The following is a 19190-nucleotide window of genomic DNA, read 5'->3' as shown; positions in this document are numbered from 1 at the left end:
TTTGACCGGAAAGCCTATGCGGCCGACAGGGTTAAATCGGCTGGGTGTTTTTCTCCAGCCAGGCTTTGGCGGCACCTTCGGTGCGCGGGGCGAGGGCGGCGCGCACTTTGGCGTGGTAGTTGTTTACCCATTGGATTTCTTCGGCGGTAAGCAAATCACGGTCGATTAACTGGGTGTTAATCGGGCACAGGGTGATGGCTTCGAAGCAGAGGTAGTTGCCGAATACGGTTTCCTCGGGGTTTTCCACGCGGCGGGCCACCAGCAGGTTTTCGATGCGGATACCCCATTTGCCGGGCCGGTAGAGGCCGGGCTCGTTGGAGGTGACCATGCCGGGCTTCATGGCGTTGTGCTGGGTGAGCGGCTTGAGGATGGAAATCACCTGCGGGCCTTGGTGCACGTTGAGGAAATAGCCGATGCCGTGACCGGTGCCGTGGCTGTAGTCGCGCTGGGCGCGCCACAGTTGGGCGCGGCAAACGGCGTCGAGAATCACGCCGCTGAGGTTTTCGGGGAACACGGCTTGGTCGAGGGCGATGTGGGCTTTCAATACCAGGGTGTAGTCGCGTTTTTCTTCGGCGCTGGGGGTGCCGATATACACCATGCGGGTGATGTCGGTGGTGCCGTTGTGGTAGTGGGCGCCGGAGTCGATCAGCAGCATGCCTTCGCCGTCGAGGTAGCTGAATTTTTCGGGCTTGGCCAGGTAGTGCGGCAGGGAGCCGTTGGCTTTGAAGCCGGCGTGGGTGCCGAAGCAGAGGCCGACGAAGTGGGGCTGTTTGCTGCGGTGTTCGTAGAGCATGGTGTCGATGTCAAGCTCGCTGAGGCGTTCGCCTTTGGCCAGTTTCTGCTCGAGCTCGGCAAAGAAGCCGCACAAGGCCACGCCGTCTTGCACCATGGCTTCTTTGTTGTGCTGGATTTCGGCTTCGGTTTTGCAGGCTTTAAACAGGGTGCTGGGGCTGATGTTTTCAATCAGCTTCACGTTTTCAGGTAGCCTGCTGAGGGTGTACACGGCGGTGCGGTCGGGGGTGATGAGCAGGCTGCCGCTGAGTTTGGCCACGGCTTCGCCGATGGCGGCATAGGGGGCGATGCCGATTTTGGCTTCGGAGAGCACTTGTTTGCTGTCGGCGGTGAGCTTGGCTTCGTCCACAAACAGGGTGGCGCTGTCTTGGCCGATGAGCAGGAAGGAGAGGAAAATTGGGTCGAAGGGCACGTCGCTGCCGCGCAGGTTGGTGATCCAGGCGATGTCGTCGAGGCCGGAAACTAAGTGGTAGTCGGCGCCCTGCTCTTTCATGGCGGCGCGGATGCGGCTTAATTTTTGGGCGGCGCTTTCGGGCACGAATTCGGCTTTTTGTGCAAACACGGGTTTGTCGGAAGCGCCGGGGCGGCCTTCCCACACTTCGTCGAGCAGATCGACATCGTGGCGCAATTTAATGTGTTTCTTGCCGAAGGCTTGTTCCAGATGGCGTTTTTCGGCCAGCGACAATACGTCGGCGGCAATGCCCACCACGGCGTTTTCCGGCAGCTGCTCTACCAGCGAATCCACATGGGTGGGCGTGGTAACGAGTTTTTTCAGCACGGTGCCGGTGCCTTGCAATTGGTGTTCGGCTTCTTCCCAGTAGCGGCCGTCTACCCACAATTCGGAAGAGTTGGCGGTAACGATGATGGTGCCGGCGGTGCCGCTGAAGCCGGTGAGCCAGTTGCGGCCTTCCCAGCGGGCGGGGAGGTATTCGGAGAGGTGCGGGTCGCCGGTGGGAATGATCCAGCCGTCGATCTGGTGTTTCTTCATGGCTTGCCGCAGGGCGGCGAGGCGTTGGGCATATTGGTTACTCATTTGTTTACTCCTTGACTAAGTTGATATTTTTCAAACGACAGCCGCAGGATAAGGGCGCAGCTGCCCTAGCCGGCCCGAATTTGCGGGCGGCGGAAAACATGAAACGGAGAGGGAATCTGCGAAGATTTGATTTTGAATCTGGGGAATCCCGTTTTCAGGTAGCCTCAATACGGCGGGAGGCTACCTGAAAAATATTGTGCATCAATCCACGTCGTGCAGCAGTTTGTTGAGTTTGGGCATCAGCAGCAGCAATGCTACGAAGGAGCCGATGCTCAAGCCGGCCAAAATCATGAAATACTGCGTGGCGGCCTCTTCTGAATAGAGCTTGTCGCCCAGCACCCCGCCCAGCGTGAAGCCGAGGGAAAGGGTGAGGAAGTTGAACGCAACCATCTGGGTTTTAAACGCTTTGGGCGCAACTTTGGTGGCAAACGACAGGGAAATCGGCGAGAGCAGCAGCTCGGCGATGGTGATCACCAGCAGCAGCATCAGCACGATAATCGGCATCGGCGTGCCGGAAGAGAGGAAAGGTACGAAACCCAAGTAGGCCAAGCCCAAGAACAGCATAGCCAAGGTGAATTTCATTTGGGATTTCGGCTGGCGGGTGCCCATTTTGGTCCACACGGCAGCCATTACGCCGGCCAAGCTGATCACAATCAAGCTCTGGTAAGTAACCAACCAAGCCACCGGCACGGTGAAGCCGCCGAAGGTACGGTTTACCGTTTTGTCGAAATACAGGGTAACGGAGCTATACACTTGGGAACAGATGGCCCAGAACAAGCACATCACGATAAACAGCGGCACATAGGCAATGATGTGGCGTCTGTCGGCCTCGGTGGCTTCTTTGTCGTGGAACATCAGGAAGAAATAGCCGATACTGATGCAGGTTACCACGCCCAGCAGGATACTGGAGAAGTTGTCCAAACGCAGGATTTTGGTGGCAATCAGGCCGCCGATAACGACCAAAATGCCCACGGCCATACCGATGGCTTTGCCGCGCTGCTCTTTGGGCAGCGGATTGGGCAGCGGCAAATCCGGCAGTTTACTTTTACCTTTAACAAACAGCGTCAGGCCGATGGCAATACCAACCACTGCGCCGGCAAAGGCCATGCGGAAGCCCATATGGGTTTGCAGGTAGCCTGCCACCAGCGAGCCGCAGAAGCTGCCGATATTGATGCCGGTATAGAAGATGGAGAAACCGGCGTCGCGCAGGTTGCGGGTGGATTCGTCTTCATACAACGAACCAACCAAGGTGCTACAGGCAGATTTCACGCCGCCGCTGCCTAATGCGATAAAGGGCAGGCCGGCCAAACTGCCCACGCCGGGAATCATCACCAATAGGATGTGCCCCACCAACATGGTGGACACGGCTAAGAACAAGGTATTTTTTGGCCCGATCACGCGGTCGGCAAACCAACCGCCGATGATGGTGGAAAGATAGATACTGCCGTTATAGGCGCCCACAATACCGACGGCCAGCGCCTCCGGCATTGCCAAGCCGCCCTTTTCGGCTTGGTAATAAAGATAAATTACCAGAATGGCCTGCATGCTGTAGAACGAAAACCGTTCCCACAGCTCAACTTGGAACAATGTTCCCAGCTGATGCGGATGGCCGAAGAATTTTTTTCGGTCGACGTAGTCATTTCAGCGTCCTTTACATTGTTTATACGCCATAAAGTCCAGCAACATCCCTCTACATCATCCGTGTTGCACAGGGCTGACTACCATCTGCGGCATTCTGCCGGTTTGGCCTGATTACCTTTTGGAATCAGCCCTATGTCTCACTCAGCGACCATTCAAGCGGTTGCTGTTACTGTATTTGGTTTGGGAAAATATGCCTAGCCAAGGCATAGAAACTAAAGGTCGCTCGTCAGCTCAAGGCTAGGCTTTTGTATATCAATCCACATCGTGCAGCATGCGGTTGAGGAAGGGCATCAGCACAAACAGTGCCACGGCAGAACCGAGACCGAGAGCAGCCAGAATAATATAGAACTGAGTGGCTGATTCCGGGGTATACAGCCTGTCGCCCAACACACCACCGAGCGTAAAGCCCAAAGAGAGGGAGAGGAAGTTAAACGATACCATCTGGGTTTTAAACGCCTGCGGCGCAACTTTGGTGGCAAAAGAGAGGGAGATCGGGGAGAGCAAGAGCTCGGCTACCGTAATCAGCACCAGTACCACCATCAGGATAACGAGCGGCATCGGCGTATTGGTGGAAAGGAAGGGCACGAAGATTGCATAAGCGATACCTACCACCAAAGTAGCCAAGGCAAATTTCATTTGGGAGCTCGGCTGGCGGTCACCCATTTTGGTCCACAAGATAGCCATAGAACTGGCCAACACGATCACAGCCAAACTTTGGAAGGTGAGCAACCAAGCCACCGGCACTTCGAAGCTGCCAACCTGACGCGGCACGGTTTCTTCAAAGTACGCAGCCACAATGGTGTACATCTGCAAATAGGCCGCCCAGAACAGGCACATGCCCACAAACAGCGGAATATAGGCAATCAGGTGGCGTTTATCGGCCTCGGTAGATTTTTTGTCGTTAAACATCAAAAAGAAATAACCGATACTGATCACACCCACCACACCCAGCAGCACGCTGGAGAAGTTTTCGAGATTCACCAAGCCGGTGCCAACCAAACCGCCGAGAACGGCGCAGATGGCCACCACGATACCGATGGCTTTACCGCGCTCCTCTTTCGGCAGAGGGTTAGGAACAGGCGTTTCCGGCAGTTTGCGTTGCCCTTGCAGGAAGGTCAGCAAGCAGAGCACCATGCCAACCACGGCTGAGGCAAACACCATACGGAAACCGTATTTCGGCTGCAGATAGCCGGCCAGCAGCGTACCAAGGAAAACACCGGTGTTGATTGAAGTGTAGAAGATGGAGAAACCCGCATCGCGCAGCTTCTGCTCGGATTCGGCTTCATAGAGCGAACCCACCATGGCACTGGCCGTGGCTTTGAAGCTACCGCTACCCAAAGAGATAAGGGGCAGGCCCAACAGACTAGAATAGCCGGGCAACATCACAAGCAGGATATTACCGGCTAACATCACTACTGTAGACAAAAGCAGAGTATTTTTCGTACCGAGCACACGGTCGGCCAACCAACCACCAACGATGGTGGTGAGATAAATACTGCCAGCGTATGCGCCCACGATACCGGCGGCGAGCGATTTTTCCATGCCTAAACCGCCGCCTTCCGTGGCCTGCTTATACATATAAATCATCAAGATGGATTGCACACCGTAGTAAACGAAGCGCTCCCACATTTCGATGAAAAACAGCGTACCCAACTGCCGTGGGTGGCCGAAGAACCTTTTTTCGGTTGATGTTGTCATTTCAGCATCCTTTAAATCAAGATTTAAAAAACGCAGTTACCCTGCCGGAACTTATCCCGCACAAACTATTACGCCATACGGAACAAGCATACCGCTTGGCACTGACCACATCAGCCGATTGATACTGAAACGTCTGAGATTTGCTGCTTTCCCAGCTCTGCCAACATGAGACACTGCCATTTCCGGCAAATTACTACACTGCGGCAAAACATCTTTTCTTTACATTCCAAGCAAGCTTTGCTTGGCATTAGAAGCATACGCAATTGTCTGTTCTATTAACAATCGTTTCCGACCCTAAAGAAAAGACTGTCGGCGTAACATTAATCTTTTCATGTTTTTTTGTCAAGAAATATTAAGAACCCTCGTTTGAGGCGAGTCAAAGTTATTATCTGCCTTTTCAGGTAGCCAATTGGTCATTTCATTGCTTTTTTAACGGAGCAATATGTAAAGTCTGCTTGTTATCAATAATCTGTTTCAGCAAATCAATGTTCGGGTGTTTGCCCGGGTGAGCCTCGGCATCGGCGGTATGCTCGGCAAACCACTCCAAGCCCTGTGTGGCGGCTTTGCCATCTAGGCGGTTGGCAAACTTCTCGGCCAGGGCGTAATACAGCCGCAGGGAGCCGAGTTTGCCGGGCGCGGCGGGGATATGGTGGACGGTTTGCCCGGCTGCGTCTTGAATATCGATGCCGCTGAGATGGTCGATACTGGGGAAGGTGGCGAGGTTTTCGGCAAAGGTGGTCATGATGTGCTCCTGTGTTGGGTTGAATTGGCGGATTATTCTTCGTCGCCGTAGTATTTGACGCCGATTTTGATGGGCGGGCGACCTTGCGATTTGCGATGGTGGTTGGAATCGCGCAGGGAGTAGACGCAACCGCAATATTCTTGCTGGTAGAAGTGTTCGCGCTTGCTGATTTCGATCATGCGGGCGCTGCCGCCACCTTTGCGCCAGTTGTAGTCCCAATACACCAAATCGGGGTATTTTTCGGCTGCACGGCGGCCGCAATCGTTGATTTGGTTCATGTTTTTCCAGCGGGAGATGCCGAGGCTGCTGGTGAAGACGTGAAAGCCGTGTTCGTGGGCGTATTGGGCGGCTTTTTCGAAGCGCATGTCGAAGCACATGGTGCAACGGATGCCGCGTTCGGGCTCGAATTCCATGCCTTCGGCTTTGGCAAACCATTCTTTGCGGTCGTTTTCGTAGTCGTCGTCTTTGTCGATGAAGGGGATGCCGAATTTTTCGGCGAAGCGCATGTTTTCTTCTTTGCGCAGCAGGTATTCTTTGAGCGGGTGGATGTTGGGGTTGTAGAAGTAGATGGTGTAGTCGATGCCGGAGGCGAGCATGGCTTCCATCACTTCGCCGCTGCACGGAGCGCAGCAGGAGTGCAATAAAACTTTGTTATGCCCGCCTGGCGGAATGAGCACGGGGCGGCTGATGGGGGTAACTTCGGCGGTGGTGCGAGTCATGTTTTGTCCTGCCCTGGGGGGGCTTGTTTGATTTGGGTAGGGATTTTAGCACTAAACGCGGCGGGCTGACGGGCTACCTGAAAACCTGGTTGGGCGGATGATGGGGGAGCGGTATTTTTCAGGTAGCCTCTTGCCAAACACAAAGGCTACCTGAAAATTTGGGGCAACTATAGTGGATTACATTTAAACCGCTACGGCGTTGACTCTCATTGCCGTACTGCTTGTACTGTATATTTAGGTGGCCTGCTCTTTAATGAATATAAAAGGGCTACCTGAAAACCGGTACTACGTTTTCAGGTAGCCTCACAATCAAAATTGCCTGAAAGGGCAAAACCCTTCCAGGCAATCTGGCAGAAACCGGAATCAGCAGCAGCGGCCGCCGTTGGCACCGCAGCGGCGCTTACGGCAATAATCCGCAAACTGTTGCTCGGTCATCACGGGCGCTTTCGGGTTGTAACGCCTTTGGCGCGCCACATAGTTGGCGTAGTCTGGCACGCCCACCATCAGGTTGGCGGTCAGCTTCGCCGTTTTCCAGGCGTTCTGCAAGTGCAGCTTAAGCTTGTGCTTCATTGTTTCCAGCCTCAGCGGCAGCCGCTTCATTGCGGTATACCGGCGGAATTTCCTGAGCAGTCGGCCACGCCACTTTGCGGGCTTTCATGGCTACGCGGAAGCCGTAGATGGCCACTACCACAACCACAGCCAAGAACAGGATGGTCAGACCGGAGTTCACCGTATCGTTAAACGCGATGCGGCCCATCTCTTCAGCGGTTTTGGCCGGAGCCAAGATTTCGCCTCTAGCCAGAGCATCTTTGTATTTAGCAGCATGGGCCATGAAGCTAACGCGCGGGTTGGAGTCGAACACTTTCTGCCAACCGGCATAGCAGGTTACCAGCAATACGCCGAGGGCGGGCGCCAAGGTAACCCAAATGTAGCGGTCGCGTTTCATCTTGATCAGAACCACGGTACACAGGATCAGAGCCACGCCAGCCAACATCTGGTTGGCGATACCGAACAGCGGCCACAGGGAATTAATACCACCCAGCGGGTCGGTTACACCGGTGTAGAGGAAATAGCCCCACAGAGCCACGGCCATAAAGGTAGCAATCAGGTTGGCCGGCAGGCTGTCGGTGTTGCCGAACGGTTTGTAGAAGATACTACCCAAGTCCTGGATCATGAAGCGGGCCACACGGGTACCGGCGTCCACGGCAGTCAGGATGAACAGGGCTTCAAACAGCAGCGCGAAGTGATACCAGAACGCCATCATGCTTTCGCCGGGGATCAGCTGGCTCATAATGTGAGCCATACCCACCGCCAGAGTCGGCGCACCGCCGGCACGGGACAGAATGGTGTGTTCGCCCACTTCTTTGGCCACGTGCAGCAGGGTGGCTTCGGTTACGGGGAATCCCAGCTGGGTAGTGATCACTTGTGCGGCATTGGCAGCGTCGGTGCCGATCAGGGCAGCCGGGCTGTTCATGGCGAAGTACACACCTGGGTCCAGAGAGGCAGCGGCAGCCAGAGCCATAATGGCCACAAAGCTTTCCATAATCATGCCGCCGTAGCCGATCATGCGTACGTGTTCTTCGTTCTCAACCATTTTCGGGGTGGTACCAGAAGAAATCAAAGCGTGGAAGCCGGATACCGCACCGCAAGCGATGGTGATGAACAGGAAGGGGAAGAGATGGCCTGAGAATACCGGGCCGGTACCGTCGATAAAGCGGGTAACGGCGTGCATCTGCAGCGGCGGGCTAACGATGATGATGCCCAAAGCCAATGCGATGATGGTACCGATTTTCAGGAAGGTGGAGAGGTAATCGCGCGGGGTCAGCAGCAACCATACCGGCAGCACGGAAGCGATAAAACCGTAGATCATCACTGCCCAAGCGATAGACAGGCCTTCCAAGTCGAAGTAGTGCCCGAAAGAGCTTTCGGCCACGTTTTTACCATACACAATCGCCAACACCAGCAGGATAAAGCCGACCACGGAAATCTCACCGATTTTGCCCGGGCGGATATAGCGGGTGTACACGCCCATGAAGAGGGCGATCGGGATAGTGGTGGCGATGGTGAAGGTACCCCACGGGCTGTGGATCAAGGCTTTCACCACGATCAGCGCCAGCACGGCCATAATGATCACCATGATCATCAGGATACCGATAGAGGCAATCACGCCGGGCACAGTACCCAGCTCTTGCTTCACAATGTCGCCCAAGGATTTACCATCACGACGCATAGACACGAACAACACCATCGCGTCCTGCACCGCACCGGCAAACACCACGCCGAAGATAATCCACAGCGTGCCCGGCAGATAACCCATCTGCGCGGCCAGCACCGGGCCTACCAACGGACCGGCGCCTGCAATGGCGGCAAAGTGGTGGCCGAACAATACACCCTTATGGGTTGGCACATAATCCAAACCATCGTTATGGCGCTCGGCCGGCGTGAGCCGGTTCGGGTCGAGCTGCATAACGTTTTTGGCGATATACAGACTATAAAAACGGTAGGCAATGCAATATACGGAAACGGCGGCAATCACCATCCATACAGCACTTACCTGCTCCCCTCGATGGATGGCCAAAGTGGTAAACGCGGCCAGGCCGGCGAGCACCACAATGCCCCATATCAGGATGCTTTTGAGCTTGTTCATGATACACAACACTCCGATTCAATAAAAATAAAACGGCTGCGGTTCAGCTTATCACTGCCTATTACGACAGCCACCCATCCGGCAATCGCCGCGCCGCACGGAAACCCGATGCGGCTATAGCTCCTGCCAAACGGTCGAAGCTTAACATATTTGTGGATTTCCATGAGTAAAATTTTTACAAGCACCACGGTATTTTTACCCGAAATTGGACAAAAGCTCCAAATTCGGCGGCATAAACTGCCGAAAGCACGTTAATTTGATTTAAGTCAACCTTCAAAAATCCCGATTTTGCCACGCAGAACCGGCAAAGCTGACTCAACAGGCCGGCCAAGCCATCCGCTCCAACGCGCGGTTGTACCTTATGCCTGCTTGGTTCAAATCGAAACAACACCAGTCGGCAATGCTCTGGTTTATTTCCATCTTAACTGCATGCCAACGCATCTCCGCTTCGCGCCGGCGTTGCCGAAAGCAGGCTAGAATTTTCAGGTAGCCTGTTGCGCCCAATTAGGCTACCTGAAAAACTGAGGCTACCTGAAAGCAATGCCTTGGCGCAGCCACGGACGTATCGTTGAGTGATCATCCGCCATTAAAGCACCAGCCCCAACGCCGCTCAAACCGGAAACGGCCGCAAAAAACCGGGCAGCCTTTAAATCGGCTGCCCGGTTTTTCTGACGGCTGCTGGTTTATTGCGCGGCCGATCCGCCATTGCGGCGGTAGCGGCCGGCCATGGATTTGTACACCATGGCTTCGTGGTGGAGGGTTTGGTAGCGGGCGTCAAGCAGGCTTTGCGCGCTGCCGTATTCGGTGTTGAGGGCGGAAAGCCAGTCTTTGAGTTCGTTGCGGCCGTGTTGGTAGCGTGCGCGGTAGTAGCGGCTGTTTTCCACGTCGAGGCGGTAGCGGCGGCGCAGGTTTTCCTGGCTTTGGCGGCTGCTTTGGTATTGGCTGTAGTTGGTTTGCACTTCGTTGAGCGCGGTGGTGAGGGCTTTTTCGAAGGCGAGCTTGGCGTTTTCAAAGTCGGCTTCGGCGCTGCGGTCGCGCCAGCGCAGGGTGTGCCAGTTTAAAAAGGGCAGGTTGAGGCTAACGCTGCCGCCCAATATCGGCACGTTGAAGAAGTTGCGGCTGTGCTCGGACGATGTGCTGAGGGCGGCGTTCAGGCTGATGCTGGGATACCAGCTGCGGTATTGCGCCTGCTGGCTTTTGAGGGCGGATTGCAGGCGGTAGTCGGCGGCGATGAGGTCGGGGCGGGCGGAGATGGTGGAAACGGGCACGTTTAAATCGACTTTTCCGCCTTCGGGCAGGCTGAAATCGGCGGGCTGCACGGCCATTTGCTGGCCGGGGCGCAAGTTGAGCAGGTTGCGCAGGGTGGCTTCGGCGTTTTCGCGGCTTTGTCGGAGCGAGAGCAGGCTGTTTTGCGCGGAAAGCAGGGATTGCTCGGCCTGGGTAACTTCGATGGAGGCGGAGCGGCCGTGGCGGTATTTGCTGTGGGCGATTTGCAGGATTTGCTGATAGTGGCCGACGGATTGTTCGGCCAGCTTGATGGCTTCGTTTAAATAGGCTACCTGAAAATAGGCGTCGGCTACGTTGTTGACCACGGTGAGGCGGGTGGCGGCCAAATCTTGCTCGGTGGCGCGCTGCTCCCACACTTGGGCGGAGGCGGTGGCGTTGAGGCGACGCCACAGGTCGAGCTCGTAGCTTAAGCCGAGCTGGCTGCTGTAGCTGTGGCTGTTAGCGCGGGTGTCGAGGTTGCGGCTGGCGTTGGCGCCGAGCGAGGCGTTGTAGGCGGGCACGAGGTTGGCGCCGAGGATGTTGGCCTGATACAGGGCTTTGTTCACATTGATGGCGGCCTGTTTCAAATTCACGTTGTTGGCCAGCGCCTGCTGCACCAGGTCGTTGAGGCGGCTGTCGCCGAACACCTGCCACCAGTCGCTGTCGGCCTGATAGGCGCAACCTTCGGCCTGGGCACACTGCCCGGCGGCATCGGCCACGGCGGCGGGCGGGTTGACCGCGCCTTCGCTTTGCGCCTGCGCCAGGCCGATTTGGCTGTTGGGGGTGCGATCGATGGCGCAGCCGCTGAGCAGCAGCAGGGCGAGCACGGCGGCGCGGGCGGGGACGGCTTGGGTTGTCGGTTTCATAAACCCTCGTTTCTTGGTTGGGTGTTGGTGTCTGGTTTGGGTGGTGCCGGGATTTTTCAGGTAGCCTCCGCCTGTCTGCGGAAAGCGCCGGAATGCAAACCTACGGTTTGCCGACCCTCGCCCCTGCCCTCTCCCCATGGGGGAGTTAGTTTCAGGCAGCCTGCTAATTTTCAGGTAGCCTTCATGATGTACAAGAAGCTTTGCAGGCTACCTGAAAGCGCAAGCTTCAACGTAGTTAAAACGATGTCTTGCGAAGCAAGGCTGAGTTTCTGTGCAGCTAAAGCGCAAACTTCAACGATAAGTTAAAACGATGTTTCCGAAGGAAGCGGAGTTTCTGCGAAGCTAAAACGGTATCTTTCTGCAGTGAGGCGCATTTTTCAGGTAGCCTCACGCCGCCCGGCTAATCGCGCGACAGGGCGGCAATCGGATTGAGCTGCGAGGCGTTTTTGGCCGGCATAAAGCCGAACAGCACGCCAATAAAGGTGGAGCACAGCACCGCGCTCACAATCGACCAGGTGGAAAACGACATGGCAAATTCGGTGGCCAATGCGTTGAAGCCCGTGCCGATTAAATAGGAAAGCATAATCCCCGCCGCGCCGCCAATGAGGCAGATCAGCACGGCCTCAATCAGAAACTGCTGCAAAATATTGCCCTGCCGCGCGCCGATGGCCATGCGCACGCCAATCTCCTTGGTGCGCTCGGTTACCGACACCAGCATGATGTTCATCACGCCGATGCCGCCCACCACCAATGAAATCAGGGCAATGCAGGAAATCAGCAGCGTCATGGCGCTGGTGGTTTTTTCGATGGTTTGCTTGATGCTGTCGCTGTTGCTGGTGAAGAAGTCTTCCGTGCCGTGCCGCGCCAGGAGCAGCTCTTTGATGCCCTGCTCGGCCACCGAAGTGCTCACGTCGTCTTTGATTTTCACAGTTACCGAGCTGATGTAGCGCTCGCCGGAAATGCGGTTCATTACCGTGGTGTAGGGCGCCCACATTTGCAGGTTGTCGGCGCCGCCAAAGCCGTTTTGGTCTTCCGCGCTGATGCCGATTACGCGCAGCGGGCGCTTGCCAAATAGAATGGTTTGGCCGATGGGGTTGGTGCCGTCGGGGAAGAGCTGCTTGCGCGTGTTCGGGTCGATCACCACCACCTGCGCGGCGGCGTCCACGTCGGCTTGGTCAAACAGCCGCCCCTGATCGAGCTTGATGCCGCGCACACTGAAATACTGCTCGCCCGCGCCGTAGAGCTGGGCGGTAACGTTGGTGTTGCGGTAGGTGACGGTGGCGCTGGAGGTGGTCATCGGGGTAACGCTGTCCACATAGCTTTGCTTGCCGATGGCTTGGGCGTCGGCGATGGTGAGCGTGCGGATGCGGTTGCGGCGGCGGTCGCCGAAGCCTTTGCCGGGATACACGCCGATGGTGTTGGTGCCGATGGCGCTGATGTCGGAGAGGATTTTCTCCTGCGTGCCGCGCCCCAGCGCCACCACGGACACCACCGAGGCGATGCCGATGATGATGCCGAGCATGGTGAGCAGCGAACGCATTTTGTGCGACATAATGGCCTGCACCGACATTTTGAAGGCTTCCACAAACTGGTCTTTGTAAAACAGCCAAGACTGCTGCTCACGGCGGCTTTCCACGCTGCTGGGCGGGATGTTTTCGTTTTTGCTGCGGTCGGCGATGATTTCGCCGTCTTTGATTTCGATCACGCGGTTGGCGAAGGCGGCGATGTTCGGGTCATGCGTGACCAAGATGATGGTGTGGCCTTTGGCGCGCAGGCCGCGGATGATTTCCATCACCATTTCGCCGCTGCCGGAATCGAGCGCGCCGGTGGGCTCGTCGGCGAGGATGATTTCGCCGCCGTTCATCAGGGCGCGGGCGATGGAAACGCGCTGCTGCTGCCCGCCGGAAAGCTCGTTGGGGCGGTTGGCTTCTTTGCCGGCCAGGCCTAAATCGGCCAGCAGCATATCGGCACGTTCCTGCCTGTCTTTCTGATCCATGCCGGCATACACGGCGGGCAGGGCCACGTTGTCGCGGGCGCTGAGCGCACCGAGCAGGTTGTAGCGCTGAAAGATGAATCCGAACTTGCGCCGGCGCAGCGCGGCCAGCTCGTCGCCGCTCATCTGCGCGGTTTCCACGCCGTCGATGCGGTAGGAGCCGGAAGTGGCGCTGTCGAGGCAGCCGAGGATGTTCATCAGCGTGGATTTGCCGGAGCCGGATTGGCCGATGATGGCGATGAAGTCGCCTTTTTGGATGCTCAGGCTGATGTCTTTCAGGATGTGGACGCGGTTTTCGCCCTCACCGAAATAGCGGTTGATGTTGCGGCATTCGATTAGGTTCATATAGATACGGCTTTCGTTGCGGCGGGGAGGCTACCTGAAAACGATGTTTTGCGAAGCAAAGTTGAGTTTCTGCGAAGCTAAAAACGGGCGCGGCAAGGTTTCTGCGAAGCTTACGTTTTTCAGGTAGCCTCAAATTTCAGGTAGCCCTAGCTATGGAACGGGCTCGGCCTCAGCCAATCCGGCTTGCTGCCATCATTTAGCCGGGCCAATCTCAAACCAGTACAAGACGGCGAGCCGCAGACAGTATGGGCAATACGGCAAGGCGAGCCAACGCGGTAATGGTTTGAGGGTGGGTCGGCTAAATTTACATCGGCGGGCCGCCCTGCCAATCCTTCACCGTGCCGTCGCTCTCCGACACAATCACTTTTTCGCCCTCTTTCACGCCCGATTTCACTTCGGTGCGCGTGCCGTCGCTGATGCCCACGGTGATGGTGCGCTCCTCCACTTTGCCTTCGCCCAGCAGCACGCGCACATAGCGTTCGCGGCCGCGCTGCTTCACGGCGGCGGAAGGCACGGTGAGCACGTTTTTCGCTTCACCGATCACGATGTTGTTTTGCGTGGTCATGCCGATGGCGAGCTTGCCGTCTTCGTTGGGCACGAGGGCGCGGGCGTAATAATAGATGGCGGTGCTGGTGGTGTCTGTGCTGGTGGTGTAGCTGCCTTGTGAGAGGGTGGTGAGGCCGGGGTCGATACTGTCGAGCTTGGCTTCACGCTCGCTGTCGGGGTCGGCTAGGGTGGTGAAGAGCAGGGTTTGCCCGGCTTTCACGCGGGTCACGTCGCCTTCGGCAATCTGCATTTTGTTCAGCATGCGGCTCAAATCGGCCACCTGGCCGATGGCGGGCGTGCTCTGCGCCGCATTCACGGTTTGCCCTTCTTCCACTTTCACCGACACCATGGTGCCGCTAATCGGCGCGGTGATGCGGGTGTAGCCCAAATCGGCTTCGGAAGTGTTGATGGCGATGCGGGTTTGGCGGATGGAAGATTGCAGCTCGCCCACCTGCGCCTTGGCGGCGGCATAGGCGCCCTGTGCGCTTTCCAGCTCTTCTTTGGAAGTGGCGTTTTCCGCCCACAAGGCCTGCTCGCGGCGGTATTTGCGCTCGGCGTTTTGCAGCGCCACGCGGGCAGACACGAGCTGCGCCTGATAGGTTTCCAGGCGGGCTTTGTTGGTGTTCAGCGCGTTGAGCTGGGTGGTGGAATCGATTTCGGCAATGAGGTCGCCCTTTTCCACGTGCTGCCCGAGCTTCACATACAAATGCTTGATTTGGCCGGAAGCCTGCGCGCCCACGTCCACCAATTGCGCGGCGGAAATCTCGCCAGTGGCGGATATGGTTTGGCGCACGTCGGCGCGTTTCACTTCTTCGGTGAGGTAGGTGGTTTGCGGCTTACTCGGCTTCAAAAAGGCATAGCCCGCCGCGCCCACGGCCAGGGCGGCTGCCGCCCACAATGCCCATTTCAACGGTTTTTTCATCTTGCTCCGCCTGCCGTTTGCCGGCAGCTGTTGGAAAATGCGGCTATTTTAGGAAAGCCCCGCCCCCCGCGCTATCTGATTAACCTTTCCTTACCCCGCCGCCCGGCTTTGTTGGCAAGGCTTTACCGAAGGATGGCGGCAGATCAAGAGGCTACCTGAAAACTTGGCCGGCAAGGTTGCGGCGCAACCAGTCTTTCCAAAAAACATTGAATGCCCAATGGCCAAAAATTTTCAGGTAGCCTATACATCTTGAGGCTACCTGAAAACTTTATTCGCAGCGCTGCACGCCCACGGTTTCCGCCAAAGCCCTGAGCCTGCGTTCGGATTTGGCCACATAGGGGTTGGCGGTGTCCCAGGCGTAGCCGGCGAGGATGGAGCTGATCATATTGCTGATTTCGGGCGTGCGCTGCGGGGCGTAGATGGCGTCTTGGAAGCTGCCGTCGTACCAGCCGTTCACATAGGTGCGGAAGGCGTTCACGCCCACCATCAGCGGTTCGGCGAAGTCGCGCTGCCAGTCTGCCTCTTCGCCCTTCAGCTGGCGGGCGAGCAGGTCGGCGGCGAGTTTGGCCGAGTGCATGGCGATGGTTACGCCGGAGGAGAACACGGGGTCGAGGAACTCGGCGGCGTTGCCCAAGAGGGAGAAGTGGCGGCCGTGCAGGGTTTTGACGTTGGCGGAATAGCCTTTGATGTGGCGGAAGGGGAAGTCGTTTTCCCATTGCGCGTCGGCCAAAATGCGGGCGAGCATGGGCACTTCGGCGGCGTAGCAGCGCAGGATGGCTTCGGAATCTCCCAGCCCGCCGAAGCGTTCGGGCAAGCCGACCACGCCGATGGAGCAGCGATTGTCGCCGAAGGGGATGAGCCACAGCCACACGTCGCGGTGCACGGGGTGGGTGGAAATGAGGATTTTGTTGCGGTCGAAATCGGGGTCGGCGATGTTGTCGTTGATGTGGGTGAAATGGGCTTCGCGCACGGGCAGCTCGGACGGGGTTTCCAAATCGAGCAGGCGCGGCAGCACGCGGCCGTAGCCGCTGGCATCCAGCACGAAGCAGGCGTGCAGTTCATACGCCGCGCCGTCTTCGGGCTGCACGGACAGGCGGGCAACACTGCCGCTATTGTCGAAGGCGGTAACGGCGTGGCCGAAGCGCACGTCCGCGCCCTGCTTGGCGGCTTCGTCGATTAAGATTTTATCGAAGATGCCGCGCCGCACTTGGTAGGTCGTGCCCGGGCCGGGGCTGAATTTGTCGGTGAAATCGAAATAGGTGTAGCGGCTGCCCCAAGTGAAGGCTGCGCCGTCTTTAAACTGGAAGCTCGGCTCGGCCCCTACGGCGGGCAGGAAACCGGCTTCTGCCAAAAATTCCATGCAGTGCGGCAGCAGGCTCTCGCCGATCACGAAGCGGGGGAAGTGCTGCTTTTCGAGCACGCACACGGAAAAGCCGTGTTTCAGCAGCAGGGCGGCGGCAATCGCGCCGGACGGGCCGCCGCCGATAACGGCGACATCGCAGGATTGGGGCATGTTTGGTCTCCTTAGGGATGATGGAAAAGAAAAACACAAAACCGACAGAAAACTTTGTATACCCTGATTTTAACCCCCGTTGAACGACCTGTTAAGCGGGTTTTCTCTTGCCCGTTATGCCAAAACTTATCCAAGCCGGTGTTGCTGCAAAATAGCAGCCATGGCACTAGTCGGGTAACATGGGTTAGCTGAGCTTTTGGCCCACGTTCTTTCCCCGCTTTTTATCCACTTCCTGGAAAAGTAAAGCGCCACAGTTTCTAGGCAAGGAAATGGCCGCAGCCCTATATTTAAAGGGTTGCGGCCATTTTTCGTTCCTTGCCTTGCGATGCAAAACATATCACGCTCTCTGCTTTTTACATCGCGTCAAAACGATTAGAAGCTGCCGTTCAGCCTCAAGAACATTCCTTTGTCGGTGCCGGAGAAGGCGTTGCGACCGACGTAGCCGCCCACAGACAACACGGCAGCTGGGCTGAAGGCGTAGTCCACGCCGGTCTGCACACTCGGACGGGTACGCGAGGTTTCGTGCTCTTCCTCAAACGAGCCGAAGAACGGGGCGGAGGCAGAGAAACGGGTTTTGCCGCCACCCATGCGTTGGGCGATTTCGGCACTACCGTACCACGACAGCCCGCCACCCAAAGGCAGCCTGCCTTTCGCGCCTGCCGCCAAGGTGGTTTCCTTCAATTCCGCTTCGCCGTAGGAAAACGGAAAGGACAGACCGCCATTTTCCGCATAGGCGGGGCGTTCGGCTTCGGTGCGGCGCAGTGCGGCATACCAGCCGAAGGATTTCCCCGCAGGCACACCGAAGTCCCGACCCAAGGTCAGGCTGTATGCGCGGCTTTTTACCCGCACGTTGTTTTCGGGGGCTTCCGTGCCGCTCAAATGCGGACGGCGGATGCGGGTTTTATCTGATTCGAAAGCCACGGCGGGTACGGCATACCAGCCTGTGCCGTTATGGAAGCGGGCGGACAAGCCCAAACCTGCGCCAGATTTCAGGCGATGACTGCCGTTTTCATCGGTAGGCAGCGGCACGGCAAAGGAGAAGCCCGCATCGAAATTGTCGGAGAAGCCGTAGCCGAAAGCGAAGCCCACACCGCGTGAGCGCGCGCCGTGGCCGACATCGTGGGTATAGCCTGCGCTGTAACAGAATTTTCCGCCGTCGGCACGGCAGCCTTCCAGCAAGGTTTCCGCCGCACGGCCGCGCTGCGCGAGCATGGCGGCGGTATCGGCGGAGAGCAGCGACATGGCGGCTCGGGTGTTGGCGGTATCGACCGCGCGGCCACCGCGCAGGTTCCAGACGACGGCGCGGAAGTCGCCGTTGTCGTTGTCCGCACCGCCGACCGCAATGTTACCGTCGGCACTGAAGCCGTATAACTGAGAAAATCCCGAATTGTCGGTTTTCAGCGTGCCGAGGTCGGTTTTGGTCTGCCAGCCGCTGCCCGACCAGACGGTGGCGCGTTGCTCAAGGTTGTCGTTTTGCGCAAATCCGCCCACCACCGAACCGTCGGAGCTGGCGGCTTGTGCAACCGAATTACCCGAATTATTGGTTCTCAGCGTGCCGAGGTCGGTTTTGGTCTGCCAGCCGCTGCCCGACCAGACGGTGGCGCGTTGCTCAAGGTTGTCGTTTTGCGCAAATCCGGCCACCACCGAACCGTCGGAGCTGGCGGCTTGTGCAACCGAATCACCCGAATTATTGGTTCTCAGCGTACCGAGGTCGGTTTTGCTACCCCAGCCGCTGCCCGACCAGACAGTGGCGTGTTGTGAGAAGGTGTCGCCGCTCGCCTCCCCAACCACCACCGAACCGTCGCGGCTGACGGCTCTTGCAAACGAGTTGCCCAAAGTGTCGGTGCGGTACGTGCCGAGGTCGGTTTTGGTCTGCCAGCCGCTGCCCGACCAGACGATGGCGCGTTGGTAGCCGTTATCGTCTTCCGCCCATCCGGCCACTACCGAGCCGTCGCCGCTGACGGCTCTTGCAACCGAGTTGCCCGCATTGCCGCTGCTCAGCGTACCGAGGTCGGTTTTGCTACCCCAGCCGCTGCCCGACCAGACAGTGGCGTGTTGTGAGAAGGTGTCGCCGCTCGCCTCCCCAACCACCACCGAGCTATCGGTACTGACGGCGGTTGCAGCAGAAGCGCCCAAATTGTCGGTGCGGTGCGTGCCGAGATCGGTTTTGCTGCCCCAGCCGCTGCCCGACCAGACGACGGCACGGCGGGCGCCGTTGTCGTTATCCGATTCGCCGACCACGGCGCGCCCGTTGGCACTGATGGCGGTTGCCATTGAGTAACCCGAATTGCCGGCGCTCAGTGTGCCGAGGTCGGTAATGTTGTCCGGTGCGGCGGCGGCGGGCAGCGCGGCCAGCAGGGAGGCGAGGATTAAAAGGCGGGGCGGGGGAGATTTTTGTATAAGCATAGTTTTCCTTTGTTTGTAGATTATAAAAAAGCGGCGGAGCATCCGCCATCGGATAAGGTGC

At 57.5% G+C, this 19190-nt stretch carries 12 protein-coding genes; all 12 read right to left on the bottom strand.

Translation table 11 applies throughout. The features are described from left to right. Positions 1–31: 31 nt before the first annotated feature. Entirely contained in the window at positions 32–1825 is a 1794-nt protein-coding gene (locus A7P95_RS02890) for an aminopeptidase P family protein (protein ID WP_067590882.1), read from the bottom strand. A gap of 201 nt (positions 1826–2026) precedes the next feature. Next, positions 2027–3412: a peptide MFS transporter gene (locus tag A7P95_RS02885; protein ID WP_245636550.1), complete on the bottom strand. Its 1386-nt coding sequence runs from the start codon at positions 3410–3412 to the stop codon at positions 2027–2029. Positions 3413–3718: 306 nt separating this feature from the next. Further along, positions 3719–5164 carry a peptide MFS transporter gene (locus A7P95_RS02880; RefSeq protein ID WP_067590877.1) on the bottom strand — a complete coding sequence of 482 codons (1446 nt, stop codon included), beginning with the start codon at positions 5162–5164 and terminating at the stop codon, positions 3719–3721. A gap of 418 nt (positions 5165–5582) precedes the next feature. Then, positions 5583–5906, bottom strand: coding sequence for a DUF2322 family protein (locus A7P95_RS02875; RefSeq protein WP_067590874.1), 324 nt, complete (start codon positions 5904–5906; stop codon positions 5583–5585). 32 nt (positions 5907–5938) lie between these two features. Next, positions 5939–6625 (bottom strand): epoxyqueuosine reductase QueH, encoded by a 687-nt coding sequence (locus A7P95_RS02870; protein ID WP_067590871.1) that lies wholly within the window; start codon positions 6623–6625, stop codon positions 5939–5941. Positions 6626–6988: 363 nt separating this feature from the next. Further along, positions 6989–7195: a YbdD/YjiX family protein gene (locus tag A7P95_RS02865; RefSeq protein WP_067590868.1), complete on the bottom strand. Its 207-nt coding sequence runs from the start codon at positions 7193–7195 to the stop codon at positions 6989–6991. Next, a complete protein-coding gene (locus A7P95_RS02860) occupies positions 7179–9272 on the bottom strand; it encodes a carbon starvation CstA family protein (RefSeq protein ID WP_067590865.1) in 2094 nt (697 codons plus the stop codon). The genes A7P95_RS02865 and A7P95_RS02860 overlap by 17 nt, the downstream gene beginning before the upstream one ends. 683 nt (positions 9273–9955) lie before the next feature. Next, on the bottom strand, positions 9956–11404 hold the full coding sequence (locus A7P95_RS02855; RefSeq protein WP_067590862.1) for a TolC family protein: 1449 nt from the start codon (positions 11402–11404) through the stop codon (positions 9956–9958). A gap of 400 nt (positions 11405–11804) precedes the next feature. Continuing rightward, positions 11805–13742, bottom strand: coding sequence for a MacB family efflux pump subunit (locus tag A7P95_RS02850; RefSeq protein ID WP_067590859.1), 1938 nt, complete (start codon positions 13740–13742; stop codon positions 11805–11807). Between the two features lie 304 nt (positions 13743–14046). Continuing rightward, entirely contained in the window at positions 14047–15210 is a 1164-nt protein-coding gene (locus A7P95_RS02845) for an efflux RND transporter periplasmic adaptor subunit (protein ID WP_067590856.1), read from the bottom strand. A 268-nt stretch (positions 15211–15478) separates the two neighbouring features. Beyond that, entirely contained in the window at positions 15479–16723 is a 1245-nt protein-coding gene (locus A7P95_RS02840) for an NAD(P)/FAD-dependent oxidoreductase (RefSeq protein WP_067590853.1), read from the bottom strand. A 372-nt stretch (positions 16724–17095) separates the two neighbouring features. Further along, the gene (locus tag A7P95_RS02835) at positions 17096–19129 is read right to left on the bottom strand and encodes an HAF repeat-containing protein (RefSeq protein WP_067590850.1); all 2034 of its coding nucleotides are present in this window, start codon (positions 19127–19129) and stop codon (positions 17096–17098) included. Between the last annotated feature and the right edge of the window lie 61 nt (positions 19130–19190).

It is taken from the genome of Eikenella longinqua, assembly GCF_001648355.1.
Taxonomy (GTDB): domain Bacteria; phylum Pseudomonadota; class Gammaproteobacteria; order Burkholderiales; family Neisseriaceae; genus Eikenella; species Eikenella longinqua.
This window is presented reverse-complemented; position numbering and strand designations above follow the sequence as displayed.